The following is a 13,430-nucleotide window of genomic DNA, read 5'->3' as shown; positions in this document are numbered from 1 at the left end:
GATGCAGCGGCGGCGATCAGCCGGACGGGACAGGGCGCGGGAGCATGGTGTCGAACCTGTTGTTATTGGTTTTGTGGAGCGAATGGTGCGGGGCGCGAAGGGCGGGATTCAATCGGGGAAAGCGGGTTTTGGGCGATTATCGAACGCAAGATTGAGTCGGGTCTTTTTGGCGTCTATCAGGGCCTCTTCGCGAGCAAGCCCGCTCCCACAGGGGAATGCATTCCAAAAGTGGGAGCGGGCTTGCTCGCGAAGAGGCCGGTTCTGACGCCAGAATCTTTCTGGCAGGCAACAAAAAGCCCGCCAAGTGGCGGGCTCCCTGTGTTCACCGGATGATCAGAACAGCTTCATCTTCGGTGCTTCTTCTTTCAGCGGTTCGTTTTGCGCGGTCTGCGCATTCCAGCCACCACCCAGCGCCTTGTACAGGTTGACCGCACTGGTCAGCTGCGCGAGGCGGTCGGTGATCAGCGCCTGTTGCGCGCTGAACAACTGACGCTGGGCGTCGAGGAAGGTCAGGTTGCTGTCGACACCGATGCGGTAACGACGCTCGGCCAGGCGATAGTAATCCTGGTTGGCCGCGACGAAGTCACGTTGCGCTTGCAACTGCTCGGTGTAGGTCTGGCGGGCGGCCAGGCCGTCGGCGACTTCCTGGAAGGCGGTCTGAATCGACTTCTCGTAGTTCGCCACGTCGATGTCTTTCTGGATCTTCGCCGCGTCGAGGCTGGCGCGCAGGCTGCCGGCGTTGAAGATCGGCAGGTTGATCTGCGGCGAGAACAGCCAGGTCCCCGAACCACCCTTGAACAGGCCGGACAGGTCCGGGCTCAGCGTACCGGCGTTGGCCGTCAGGCTGATGCTCGGGAAGAACGCGGCACGGGCCGCGCCGATGTTGGCGTTGGCCGCTTTCAGGTTGTACTCGGCTTGCAGGATGTCCGGACGACGTTGCAGCAGGTCCGAAGGCAGGCCGGCCGGTACGTCGCTGAGCAGGTCATCCGACAGCGGTTTGGCCGCTTGCAGGTTGGCCGGGATACCGGTGCCGAGCAGCAGGGTCAGGCTGTTTTCGTCCTGAGCCACTTGACGGGTGTACTTGGCCAGTTGCGCCCGGGCGTTTTCCACCGAGGTACGCGACTGCGCCAGGTCCAGCGCCGAGGCGACACCGACTTCGTTGCTGCGGCTGGTCAGCTTGTAGCTTTCTTCGAAGGCACCGAGGGTGTCCTGCGTCAGCTTGAGCAGTTCCTTGTCGGCCTGCCAGGTCAGGTAGGCGTTGGCCACGCTGGCCACCAGGCTGATCTGGGTGCTGCGCCGCGCTTCTTCAGTGGCGAAGTATTGTTGCAGCGCTTGTTCGCTCAGGCTGCGCACCCGACCGAACAGGTCGAGTTCGTAGGCGCTGATGCCGACGGTGGCGGAGTAGGAGCTGGTGATGCCCGCTTCACCGGTCTGCGAAGCCCGTGCCGGAACGCGCTGGCGGCTGCCGGTGGCGTTCGCCGAAACCGCCGGGAACAGATCGGCCCGCTGGATGCGGTACTGAGCGGCGTAGGCGTCGATGTTCAGCGCCGCGACGCGCAGGTCGCGGTTGTTTTCCAGCGAGACCTGGATCAGCTGTTGCAGGGCAGGATCATGGAAAAACTGCTTCCAGCCTTGCTCGGCAGCGGCTTGCGCCGGTGCCTGGGCCGGCGAGTACGCCGGGCCCTGCGGGAACTGGTTCGCAACCGGTGCTTCTGGTCGCTGATAATCAGGAATCAGCGAGCAACCGCTCAGCACGAAGGCTGCGACCGCGATGGAGAGTAGCGACTTGCTCATTGGCCAGCCTCTTTAGGAGTTTCTGTGGTGTCATCCTGGTCCGCATTTTTGCGCTGGCCCATGGACGACACGGTGACGAAGAACAGGGGGACCCAGAAAATTGCCAGGATCGTGGCCGTGAGCATACCGCCAATCACGCCTGTACCGATTGCGTGTTGACTGCCCGAGCCGGCGCCGGTGGAGATCGCCAGCGGAACAACACCGAGGACGAATGCCAGCGAGGTCATGATGATCGGTCGCAGACGCATGCGGCAGGCTTCGATCGCCGCATCGCGCAGACTGCGCCCTTGTTCATGCAGCTCCTTGGCGAATTCGACGATCAGAATGGCGTTTTTAGCTGCCAGACCGATGGTCGTCAACAGGCCCACCTGGAAGTACACGTCGTTGGACAGGCCGCGCAGGCTGGTGGCCATCAGCGCACCGATGATCCCCAGCGGTACCACGAGCATGACCGCGATCGGAATCGACCAGCTTTCATACAGTGCCGCCAGACACAGGAACACCATCAGCAGCGACAGGGCGTACAGCGCTGGCGCCTGCGAACCGGACAGACGTTCCTCGTAGGACAGACCCGTCCAGGAGATACCGACACCGGCCGGCAGCTTCTTGGCAATCGCTTCGACTTCGGCCATCGCTTCACCGGTGGAGTAACCCGGCGCCGGAGAACCGAGGATCTCCATCGCTTCCACACCGTTGTAACGCGCCAGTTTCGGCGAACCGTAGATCCACTCGCCCTTGGCGAACGCGGAGAACGGCACCATGGTCCCGGCGCTGTTGCGCACGTACCACTTCTTCAGGTCTTCAGGGCTCATGCGCGAACCGGCCTGGCCTTGCACGTACACCTTCTTCACACGACCGCGGTCGATGAAGTCGTTGACGTAGCTACTACCGAAGGAAATCGACAGGGTGCTGTTGATGTCGGTAATGCTCACGCCCAGGGCGCGGGCCTTCGCATCGTCGATTTCCAGGTGGTATTGCGGCTCGTCGTTCAGACCGTTCGGACGGACCTGGTAGAGCACCTTGCTCTGCGCGGCCATGCCGAGGAACTGGTTACGCGCTTCCATCAGTTTTTCGTGACCGATACCGGCGCGGTCCTGCAGGAACACGTCGAAACCGGTGGCGTTACCCAGCTCCAGTACCGCAGGCGGGGCAAAGGCAAACACCATCGCGTCGCGGAAGCTGAAGAAGTGCTGCTGGGCGCGCTGGGCCAGGGCGAACACGCTGTTGCTCGCATCACGCTCGTGCCACGGCTTGAGCATGATGAACGCCAGACCCGAGCTCTGACCACGACCGGCGAAGTTGAAGCCGTTCACGGTGAACACCGAGGACACCGCACCGGACTCTTTTTCCAGCAGGTAGGAGCGCATTTCGTCGATCACGACTTGCGTACGTTCGGCACTGGAACCGGCCGGGGTCTGCACCTGGGCGAACAGTACGCCCTGGTCTTCTTCCGGGAGGAACGCGGTCGGAATGCGGGTGAACAGCCAGATCATGCCGACCACGATCAGGACGTAGGCCAGCAGGTACGGCGCTTTGCGCGACAGCATGTTGCCGACACCGCGCTCGTAGCTTTTCACGCCGCGGTCAAAGCTGCGGTTGAACCAGCCGAAGAAGCCTTTTTTCGGTGTGCCGTGCTCGCCTTTCGGAATCGCCTTGAGCATGGTGGCGCACAGCGCCGGGGTGAAGATCAGCGCCACCATCACCGACAGGGCCATGGCCGAAACGATGGTGATCGAGAACTGCTTGTAGATCACACCGGTGGAGCCGCTGAAGAACGCCATCGGCAGCAGTACCGCCGACAGAACCAGGGCGATACCGACCAGAGCGCCCTGGATCTGGCCCATGGACTTCTTGGTCGCTTCCTTCGGTGACAAGCCTTCTTCGCTCATCACCCGCTCGACGTTTTCCACCACGACGATGGCGTCGTCCACCAGCAAGCCGATGGCCAGCACCATACCGAACATTGTCAGGGTGTTGATGCTGAAACCGAACGCCGCGAGGATGCCGAACGTACCGAGCAATACCACCGGCACGGTCATCGTGGTGATGACGGTCGCGCGGAAGTTCTGCAGGAACAGGAACATCACCAGGAACACCAGCACGATCGCTTCGACCAGGGTTTCAACCACACCCTTGATCGACTCGGTCACCACCGGAGTGGTGTCGTACGGGAACACCACTTCCATGCCTTGCGGGAAGAACGGGCTGAGCTCGTCGATCGTTTTACGCAGGGCTTTGGCGGTGTCGAGGGCGTTGGCGCCGTTGGCCAGTTTTACCGCCAGACCGGAAGAAGGCTTGCCGTTGAACTGGGCCGAGATAGTCGAGTTTTCACCGCCCAGGCCAACGTCGGCAACATCACCGATGTGTACTTGCGAGCCGTCCTGGTTGACCTTCAGCAGAATTGCCTTGAACTGCTCGGCAGTCTGCAGACGGGTTTTGCCGATGATCGTGGCGTTCAGTTGCTGGCCAGGCAGCGCCGGCAAACCACCGAGCTGACCGGACGACACCTGGACGTTCTGCGCCGAAATCGCGGTGCTGACATCGGCCGGGGTCAGGTTGTACTTGTTCAGCTTGGCCGGGTCGAGCCAGATGCGCATCGCGTACTGGGCACCGAAGACCTGGAAGTCACCGACACCGGCAGTCCGCGAGATCGGGTCCTGCATGTTCGACACGATGTAGTTGGACAGGTCGTCCTTGGACATGCTGCCGTCACGCGACACCACGCCGATCACCAGCAGGAAGTTCTTCACTGCCTTGGTCACGCGGATACCCTGTTGCTGCACTTCCTGCGGCAGCAGCGGGGTGGCCAGGTTCAGCTTGTTCTGAACCTGAACCTGCGCGGTGTCGGAGTTGGTGCCTTGCTCGAAGGTCGCGGTGATGGTCATGCTGCCGTCGGAGTTACTTTCCGAGGACACATAACGCAGGTTGTCGATACCGTTGAGCTGCTGCTCGATCACCTGGACCACGGTGTCCTGCACGGTTTGTGCCGAAGCACCCGGGTAGGTCACGGAGATCGCGATGGCCGGAGGCGCAATGCTCGGGTACTGGTTGATCGGCAATTTCAGGATCGATAGTGCCCCGACCAACATGATCACCAGGGCAATTACCCAGGCGAAAATCGGACGGTCGATAAAAAATTTCGACATGAGTTACTCCCCTTTGCCGCCAGCGGCTTTGTCAGCTGCCTGAGCGGGGGCCGGGTTCTTGGCTACGTTGGTCGCTTCAGTCGGGTTGACCTGAACACCTGGTCGAACATATTGCAGGCCTTCGGTGATCAGACGATCGCCGGCTTTCAGGCCATCCTCGATCAGCCACTGGCTGCCGACGGTGCGACTGGCCTTGAGCTGACGCAGTTCAACCTTGTTGTCCGGGCCGACAACCAGTGCGGTCGGGGTACCCTTGAGGTCGCGGGTCACGCCTTGTTGCGGCGCCAGAATGGCGGCAGCGTTGACCCCGGCCTGCAACTGGGCGCGTACGAACATGCCTGGCAGCAGGGTGTGATCCGGGTTCGGGAACACGGCGCGCAAGGTCACGGAGCCGGTAGTCGGATCAACCGACACTTCGGAGAATTCCAGCTTACCGTCGAGCTTGTACTGGCTGCCGTCTTCGAGGGTCAGTTTGACCGCTGCCGAGTTGTCGCCGACCTTCTGCAGGCGACCGCTTTCCAGCTCGCGGCGCAGTTCCAGCAGTTCAACCGAGGACTGCGTGACATCGACGTAGATCGGGTCCAGTTGCTGGATCGTCGCCATCGCGTCAGCCTGGCCGTTGCTGACCAGCGCACCTTCAGTCACCGAAGAGCGGCCGATACGCCCGGAGAGCGGTGCGTAGACCTTGGTGTAACGCAGGTTGATCTGCGCGCTTTGCAGCGAGGCTTCCGACTCCATGCGGTTGGACACGGCAGTGTCGTATTCCTGGCGGCTTACGGCCTGCTCGTCAACCAGTTGCTTGTAGCGGTCGGAGATCGACTTGGTCGAACGCAGGTTGGCTTCGGCGCTTTTCAGGGTGGCTTCATAGACGGCCGGGTCGATCTGATACAGCTGCTGACCGGCCTTGACGTCGCTGCCTTCCTTGAACAGGCGCTTGAGAATGATGCCGTTGACCTGTGGTCGAACTTCAGCGATGCGGTACGCACTGGTGCGGCCCGGCAGTTCGGACGTGAGTGTAAAGGCTTGTGGTTGCAGGGTGACGACGCCGACCTGAGGAGGCGGAGCGGCTGGGGCCGCTTCTTCCTTTTTACATCCGCTGAGCAGCGATGCCAGGGCGACGGCAGTGACCAGAGCGGTAACAGCTGGCTTGAATTGCATGAAGATCCTCGGGTCAGGCGCGCACAGTGCGCACAAGAAGTGTGGAAGGTTAAAAAAATCGGGTCGAGTGGATAAGTAGCTTGCTAAGGAATATACTTACGTTCATGGTTGTTTGTAAACACCTTGGCGTCGTACCCACCCTGTTACAAAAGTCGTCGCAAGGTTTGAAATTGTAGGCTGGGGAGCTGATTCGTGAGAGATCGGCCCCCTCTTTATTCAGCGGATATTCAGCCATCCCTGAAACGTCCTGTTTGAGGTTTTACTGCCATGGTCCGTCGTACCAAAGAGGAAGCTCAGGAAACGCGCAGCCAGATTCTCGAAGCGGCCGAGAAAGCGTTTTATGAAAGAGGCGTGGCCCGCACGACCCTGGCGGATATCGCAACGCTGGCTGGCGTCACGCGCGGTGCCATCTACTGGCATTTCAGCAACAAGGCGGATCTGGTGCAGGCGATGCTCGACAGCCTGCATGAACCGCTGGATGAATTGGCGAAGGCCAGCGAGAGCGAGGACGAACTCGACCCACTGGGGTGCATGCGCAAGCTGTTGATCCATCTGTTCCATCAGGTAGCCCTGGATCCGAAGACCCGTCGCATCAACGAGATTCTTTTTCATAAGTGCGAATTCACCGATGAAATGTGCGATCTGCGCCAGCAGCGCCGCACGGCCAGTCTCGATTGCAACCTGCGCATCGGCCTGACCTTGCGTAATGCGGTAAATCGCGGCCAGTTGCCGGAAGATCTCGACACTGCCCGGGCGGCCATCAGCATTCATGCGTATATCGATGGCCTCCTGTATGGATGGCTATTGGCGCCGGACAGCTTTCAATTGCATGCCGAAGCCGAGCGCTGGGTCGATACAGGGCTGGACATGCTGCGCCTGAGCCCCAGCCTGCGCAAATGAAACGAAATGCGTAATTGGCACAGGTTATGTCAATCGGCCTGCTTTTATATAGACCCGAACCGCGAGTTTAAACGTAGCGAGCTACGGATTTTGTAGGGATTTTGTGTCTTCGCTGTGAACGAATGTTAGCTGTCGCCAATAATGACAGCATCACCTTGTGGGAGCGGGCTTGCTCGCGAAGGCGTCTGAACATTCAATACATCTGCCGACGGTTATACCGCTTTCGCGAGCAAGCCCGCTCCCACAATGGAGCTTCAGCGATTGCGGGGCAAAACCCAAGAAAAAGCCCCCGACTTTCACAAGTCGGGGGCTTTTGTATTTCTGTCGCGTCCTGAATAAGGTTTACAGCGTCGGGTAGTCGATGTAACCGACCGGGCCCTTGCCGTAGAACAGCTCAGGGCGCGGATCGTTCAGCGGTGCATCGGCCTTCAGACGTGCCGGCAGGTCCGGGTTGGCAATGAACGGTACGCCAAACGCCACCGCGTCAGCCTTGCCTTCTGCCAGCCAGGCATTGGCGCTGTCCTTGGTGAAGCGTTCGTTGGCGATGTACGCGCCGCCGAAGGCTTCTTTCAGCTGTGGGCCGAGGCTGTCGGCGCCTTCTTTCTCGCGGGAGCAGATGAAGGCGATGCCACGCTTGCCCAGCTCGCGAGCGACGTAAGTGAAGGTCTCGGCCAGATTGTCGTCGCCCATGTCGTGGGAGTCGGCGCGTGGCGCCAGGTGCACGCCGACACGGCCGGCGCCCCAGACGTCGATCGCCGCGTCAGTCACTTCCAGCAGCAGACGTGCACGGTTTTCCAGGGAGCCGCCGTAGTTGTCGGTGCGCTGGTTGGTGCTGCTTTGCAGGAACTGGTCGAGCAGGTAGCCGTTGGCGCCGTGGATTTCCACGCCGTCGAAGCCGGCGGCTTTGGCGTTCTCGGCACCGGTGCGGTAGGCCTCGACGATCTCGGCGATTTCAGCGGTTTCCAGGGCACGTGGAGTCGGGTAATCGGCGAGTGGGCGAACCAGGCTGACGTGACCTTTTGGCTGGATGGCGCTCGGCGCGACCGGAGTTTCACCGTTGAGGTACGACGGGTGCGAGATGCGGCCGACGTGCCACAGTTGCAGAACGATCTTGCCGCCGGCAGCGTGTACCGCTTTGGTCACGTTGGTCCAGCCGCGCACCTGATCGTTGGACCAGATACCCGGGGTGTCCGGGTAGCCAACGCCCATCGGCGTCACCGAGGTGGCTTCGGAGAGGATCAGGCCGGCGGAGGCGCGTTGCACGTAGTACTCGGCCATCAGCGCGTTCGGCACGCGGCCTTCATCGGCGCGGCAGCGGGTCAGCGGGGCCATGATGATGCGGTTGGACAGCTCGAGGTCGCCCAGTTTGATCGGATCGAAAATAGTTGCCATGTGTACAACCCTCGTCAGTTAAGTGGTTAATCAGTGGGTAGCAGGGGCCAGGCCGGCATCGCCGTTCTGACGGAAAGTGATCAGGGTCACCAGCAGCGCGAGCACGGCCAGCGCGGCGGCGGCCAGGGGCACGCTGGTCAGGCCGAAACCGTGGGCGATGACGCTGCCGCCGACCCAGGCGCCCAGGGCGTTGCCGATGTTGAAAGCGCCGATGTTCAGGGTCGACACCAGGTTCGGTGCGGCCTTGCCGAAGGTCACCACGTTGACTTGCAGCGCCGGGACGGCGGCAAAGGAGGCGGTGGCCCAGAGGAACAGAGTGATTTCCGTCGGGATCAGCGCCACGCTGGTCCAGCTCAGCACGGTGGAGACCACCGCCATCGCCACGAATACACCAATCAGGGTCGCGCCGAGGCGCTTGTCCGCCAATTTGCCGCCGATGATGTTGCCCACCGTCAGGCCGAGGCCGATCAGCAGGAGGGTCCAGGTCACGCCTTTGGGCGAGACGCCGGTGACATCGCCGAGCAGCGGTGCGACGTAGGTGAAGAGGGTGAACATCGACGCGGCGAACAGCGCGGTCATGCTCAGCGACAGCCAGATGCCGGCGCCTTTCAGGGCGGCGAGTTCGGCGCGCATGTCGAGTTTTTCTTCGTCACGCTTGGCCGGCAGGAAGCGGATCAGACCGATCAGTGCCACAACACCAATCACGGTCACCGCCCAGAACGTCGAACGCCAGCCGGCTTCCTGACCCAGTGCTGTGCCCAGCGGTACACCGAGGACGTTGGCCAGGGTCAGGCCGGTGAACATCAGCGCCACGGCGGATGCGCGTTTGTTCGGCGCTACAAGTCCGGCAGCTACCACAGAACCGATACCGAAGAACGCACCGTGGCACAGCGCGGTGACGACACGGGCGAACATCAGCACGTTGTAGTCACTGGCGATGGCGCACAGCAGGTTACCGACGATGAAAATGCCCATCAGCGCTACCAGTGCGGCCTTGCGCGGCAGTCTGGCGGTGGCCAGTGCCATGAACGGCGCACCGATGGCCACGCCGAGGGCGTAACCGGTCACCAGCCAGCCGGCGCCGGGAATCGACACACCGAGGTCGGCCGCCACATCGGGCAGCAGGCCCATGATGACGAACTCGGTGGTACCGATGGCGAAGGCGCTCAAGGCCAGAATGAGTAGCGAGAGGGGCATTTGAATCAATTCCTTGTGGGAGCGCTGAGCTCTTTGACGATGGCGTCGAGGAACGCCTGGATCACGTCCTCGTTGCGTTTGAAGAAGTGCCACTGGCCGGCTTTCTGGCTGCTGATCAGACCTGCGCGTTGCAGGGTCGCCAGGTGGGCAGAGACGGTCGACTGCGACAGGCCGCAGCGTTGATCGATCTGCCCGGCGCAGATGCCGTACTCGTGGTTGTGAATCTGCTCAGGAAACTGGGCTTTGGGGTCTTTCAGCCAGATGAGAATGTCTCGCCGTACTGGGTGTGCCAGGGCTTTTATTATTTCGTCGAGGTCGAGGTTCATGGCTTTATGCTCGTGATGTGTAGCGCTATATCGCGATGAGGCGAACTTTAAATCGGTATTTCGCGATATACCAATATGAATTTGATCTGATGACCGCATAAATCGGTATATCGGGTTATAACGATACGCGTGCTGTAACGATGAAAGCGCGCAGTGCTAAGCTGCGCCCATGAACTATCTCGCACATTTACACCTCGGAGGCCAGCGCCCCGAGCAATTACTTGGCAGCCTGTATGGCGATTTCGTCAAAGGACGGCTGCAGGGGCAGTTTGCTCCGCAGATCGAAGCGGCGATTCAGCTGCACCGGCGAATCGATGTGTTCACCGATCGCCACCCTTTGGTGGACATCGCCCTCGGGCGTTTCTCCGAGACCCGGCGGCGTTATGCCGGGATTGTCCTTGATGTGTTTTTCGACCATTGCCTGGCGCGGGACTGGACGCAGTACGCCGATCAGCCACTGGAGCAGTTCACCGCCGACGTTTATCGGGTGCTGTCGAGCGAGCCGCAATTGCCCGAACGCCTGGCGAAAATCGCCCCGCACATGGTCGCCAATGACTGGCTGGGTTCGTACCAGGAATTCGAAGTGCTGGACCAGGTGCTGCGCGGGATCTCGCGGCGTCTGACTCGGCCAGAGGAGCTGGCGGGGGCTATGCAGGAATTGCGGCGGTTGTACGAGCCGCTGAGTGAGGATTTCCGCTTGTTCTATCCGCAGCTTCAAGAATTTGCACAAACGTCGGCAACGCAGTAACCCCCTGTGGGAGCGGGCTTGCTCGCGAATGCGGTAGGTCATTCAACATGTGCATTGGCTGAACCACCGCTTTCGCGAGCAAGCCCGCTCCCACAGGGGGGAACTGTGTTTCAGGCGGCGATCAATTCGCCGGCGCGACGCGGTTCGGCAGGTTTGGCCACCTCACCAAACAACGCCTTCTGCACCGCCTGCTGTGCTTCGAACGCCAGTGCTGCACGCTCGCGACCCACGCAGGCAATCGGCTTGAGCACATGAATCTCGACATCGCCGCAGTCGTTACTGAACAGACGCATCAAGTGCGAGAGCAAATCATCGTCGCCAATGAACGGTGCCAGCGTGTCGATTTCGCCATCGCGCAGATAACGGATCGCCACCGGTTGCAGCATCACCTCCGAATCAATCGCCGCCGACAGCAGGCGACCATGAAAGGTGCGCAGCGAACGGCCATCGGTGGTGGTGCCTTCCGGGAACATCAGCAGCGGATGTTGCGTTTGCAGGTGACGTGTCATCTGTTTGCGGATCAACTGGCTGTCGCCCGAGCCGCGACGGATGAACAGACTGCCGGCCTTCGCCGCCAGCCAACCGGCCACCGGCCAGGTGCGCACTTCGGCCTTGGACAGAAACGACAGCGGCGTGAGCATGCCCAGCAGCGGAATGTCAGTCCATGACACATGATTGCTGACCCACAGCATCGGCTGCTTCGGCAACTCGCCGTGCACGGTTACGCGAAAGGGCAGGGCATTGCTCAGACGCGCCATGAAAAACCGCGACCAGCGCTGCCGACGTTGCATCGAGTGCGCCAGGCCCAGACGTTCGAACATCCCGAAGACGCTGGCCATGGTCAAGCCCAGCGCCACCACCAGCAGCACCCGCGCGATCCGCGCGTACACGCGCAACCGGCTCATCACACGGCCGCCTTGAAGTGTTTGGCGTAGCGCGGGCAGAGTTCGTCGCGCTTGAGCAGGATGAACACGTCGGCGACCTGGAAGTCTTCGTCCCAGCACGGCTCGCCGCAGATCTTCGCACCCAGGCGCATGTAGGCCTTGAGCAGCGGCGGCATCTCGGCGATCACGTTCGACGGGATATCCAGCGACGGCAGCGGATTCTTCGGTTCGGCGCGCAAGTGTTCGGTGCACAGATAACGTTCGCGCAGACGCTGCATGATCGCGTGGGCCTGCACACCGCCGTCCTGCATCGGAATGCTCGCGCAACCCATCAGGTAGCTGTAGCCGCCCTGATTCAACACTTCGGCCAGTTCACCCCAGAGCACGGCGATGGTGCCGCCGTTGCGGTAGGCCGGGTCGACGCAGGTGCGGCCGATTTCGAGGATCGGCCCTTGCAGATGGGCGAGGCCATGCAGGCTGAATTCTTCTTCGCTGTAAAAACGGCCCAGACTGCTGGCAGCGGTGTGATCGAGCAGACGGGTAGTCGCCACCAGACGCCCGGTGTTCAGGTCACGCACGCCGATGTGGCTGCAGTGAACATCATAGTCATCCATGTCCAGACCCAGCTCCGCGCCTTTCAGCTTGGCGTTGAACTCGCCGCTGAACACGTTGAAGCGCAGGGCCTGGGCTTGCTGCAAGGCCTCGGCGCCGATCAGGCGTTCGGCTTGCAGGCGGCGTTCATTGCCGGTGTCGCTGATGCGGGCGATCTGAGTCATTGGAATCTCCGTACGGGCCTTGAACCCGTCGTGGGTTGCAGCCGATCGACTTTCTTTATGCAGCCATGTTGTGCAAAGTCAGGCTATGTAGCCCCGGTGTCATCGCCATGAACGTTTGGTGATGCTTGTATGACAGCCCACAAGGAGCCTCTTATGCCCTGGCCAACCCTGCTCGAAAGTCGTGAACGCCTGCCCGCCGTCGCAGATCTGGCGGAAGGTTTCGCCACGTTGTTGCATCAACTGGGCAGCGTGACGCCGTTCGAACTGGCGGTGGCCGGAGGGCGGCGGATGGCGACGCCGGGGTTGGCGTTTCTGGTGGGGTATCAGGCGGCATTGCGCATGCTCTGGCCGAGCGCACCGCCGAGTCTTGGCGCGTTGTGTGCGACCGAACAGCGCAGCTTGCGCCCGGCGGACATGCAGACGCGCCTGACGGATTTGCGCCTCAACGGACAAAAGGATTTCGTCACCGCCGGGGATGCGGCGGATTGGTTATTGATCGCCGCGCGCAGTGAAGAACCCGGCGAAACGCCGCGCCTGAGTCTGGCGGTGGTCTATCCCGGCGAACCCGGCGTGCGCGTGGAAAAACTCCCGGCGCTGCCGCTGATGCCGGACATCAGTCACGGTCGTCTGCATCTGGACGGCGCGTTGTGCGAGTTGCTCGCGGGGGACGGCTGGGATGCTTATGTGAAGCCGTTCCGCACTCTGGAAGATGTTTACGTGTTGAGCGCGATGACCGCGTGGCTGTATGGCGTCGGTCAGGACAGCGGCTGGTCGCAGCCGCTGCTGTTGCGCTTGCTGGCGCTGCTGGGTGGGTGTGCGGAAGCGAGTCGCCAGCCGCCGAACAACCCGGCCGGACATGTGCTGTTGGGTGGGTTGTTTGCGCAGTTCGATGCGTTCAAACCCGAGATCGATCGGGCGTTGGCCGAGGGTAATCCGGAGTGGGCGTTGATGTGGCAGCGTGATCAGTCGGTGATGCAGTTGGCGGCGGGAGCCAGGGCCAAGCGCTTGGCCAAAGCTTTGGCGGTGGGCTGACGGGCCCCTTCGCGAGCAAGCCCGCTCCCACAGGTTGACCGAGTTCCTTCAGCAGGAATGCGATCAAATTGTGGGAG

General features: G+C 61.5%; 11 protein-coding genes. 3 read left to right on the top strand and 8 right to left on the bottom strand.

Annotated elements, in window-relative coordinates; translation table 11 throughout:
• Positions 1-333 precede the first annotated feature (333 nt).
• Genes emhC through emhA form a run of 3 tightly spaced genes read right to left on the bottom strand, consistent with a single transcriptional unit; the run spans position 334 to position 6,098 of the window.
• Positions 334-1,794 carry an efflux RND transporter outer membrane subunit EmhC gene (gene emhC, locus JFU48_RS00660; protein ID WP_003222424.1) on the bottom strand — a complete coding sequence of 487 codons (1,461 nt, stop codon included), beginning with the start codon at positions 1,792-1,794 and terminating at the stop codon, positions 334-336.
• Positions 1,791-4,940 carry an efflux RND transporter permease subunit EmhB gene (emhB, locus tag JFU48_RS00655; RefSeq protein WP_003222425.1) on the bottom strand — a complete coding sequence of 1,050 codons (3,150 nt, stop codon included), beginning with the start codon at positions 4,938-4,940 and terminating at the stop codon, positions 1,791-1,793. Before emhB ends, emhC begins: the two co-directional genes overlap by 4 nt.
• A 3-nt stretch (positions 4,941-4,943) precedes the next feature.
• Positions 4,944-6,098: an efflux RND transporter periplasmic adaptor subunit EmhA gene (gene emhA / locus JFU48_RS00650; protein ID WP_003222427.1), complete on the bottom strand. Its 1,155-nt coding sequence runs from the start codon at positions 6,096-6,098 to the stop codon at positions 4,944-4,946.
• A 267-nt stretch (positions 6,099-6,365) separates the two neighbouring features.
• Here emhA and emhR point away from each other — a divergent pair, with 267 nt between their 5' ends.
• Complete coding sequence (emhR, locus tag JFU48_RS00645) at positions 6,366-6,998, top strand: efflux system transcriptional repressor EmhR (protein WP_045122322.1); 633 nt, start codon at positions 6,366-6,368, stop codon at positions 6,996-6,998.
• Positions 6,999-7,340: 342 nt separating this feature from the next.
• Here the strand turns inward: emhR and JFU48_RS00640 are convergent, their stop codons facing one another.
• Genes JFU48_RS00640 through JFU48_RS00630 form a run of 3 tightly spaced genes read right to left on the bottom strand, consistent with a single transcriptional unit; the run spans position 7,341 to position 9,913 of the window.
• On the bottom strand, positions 7,341-8,390 hold the full coding sequence (locus JFU48_RS00640) for an alkene reductase (RefSeq protein ID WP_041070489.1): 1,050 nt from the start codon (positions 8,388-8,390) through the stop codon (positions 7,341-7,343).
• A 30-nt stretch (positions 8,391-8,420) separates the two neighbouring features.
• Positions 8,421-9,587 (bottom strand): MFS transporter, encoded by a 1,167-nt coding sequence (locus JFU48_RS00635; protein WP_003222434.1) that lies wholly within the window; start codon positions 9,585-9,587, stop codon positions 8,421-8,423.
• A 5-nt stretch (positions 9,588-9,592) separates the two neighbouring features.
• On the bottom strand, positions 9,593-9,913 hold the full coding sequence (locus JFU48_RS00630; RefSeq protein WP_003222436.1) for an ArsR/SmtB family transcription factor: 321 nt from the start codon (positions 9,911-9,913) through the stop codon (positions 9,593-9,595).
• Positions 9,914-10,082: 169 nt separating this feature from the next.
• On the opposite strand from JFU48_RS00630, the gene JFU48_RS00625 reads away from it, so the two are divergent.
• Positions 10,083-10,661 carry an acyl carrier protein phosphodiesterase gene (locus JFU48_RS00625; protein WP_201135603.1) on the top strand — a complete coding sequence of 193 codons (579 nt, stop codon included), beginning with the start codon at positions 10,083-10,085 and terminating at the stop codon, positions 10,659-10,661.
• Between the two features lie 110 nt (positions 10,662-10,771).
• Here the strand turns inward: JFU48_RS00625 and JFU48_RS00620 are convergent, their stop codons facing one another.
• Both JFU48_RS00620 and olsB read right to left on the bottom strand, forming a co-directional pair.
• Positions 10,772-11,566 (bottom strand): lysophospholipid acyltransferase family protein, encoded by a 795-nt coding sequence (locus JFU48_RS00620; RefSeq protein WP_201135602.1) that lies wholly within the window; start codon positions 11,564-11,566, stop codon positions 10,772-10,774.
• Entirely contained in the window at positions 11,566-12,321 is a 756-nt protein-coding gene (olsB, locus tag JFU48_RS00615; protein ID WP_003222441.1) for an L-ornithine N(alpha)-acyltransferase, read from the bottom strand. The genes JFU48_RS00620 and olsB overlap by 1 nt, the downstream gene beginning before the upstream one ends.
• A 153-nt stretch (positions 12,322-12,474) precedes the next feature.
• Between olsB and JFU48_RS00610 the strand changes: the two genes are divergently transcribed.
• Entirely contained in the window at positions 12,475-13,353 is an 879-nt protein-coding gene (locus JFU48_RS00610) for an acyl-CoA dehydrogenase family protein (protein WP_103522405.1), read from the top strand.
• Positions 13,354-13,430: the final 77 nt, after the last annotated feature.

The sequence above is a fragment of the Pseudomonas sp. TH49 genome (assembly GCF_016650625.1).
In the GTDB taxonomy this organism is placed as follows: domain Bacteria; phylum Pseudomonadota; class Gammaproteobacteria; order Pseudomonadales; family Pseudomonadaceae; genus Aquipseudomonas; species Aquipseudomonas fluorescens_H.
Note: the sequence above shows the minus strand (reverse complement) of the source record. Positions and strands in the feature narration are given on the sequence as shown.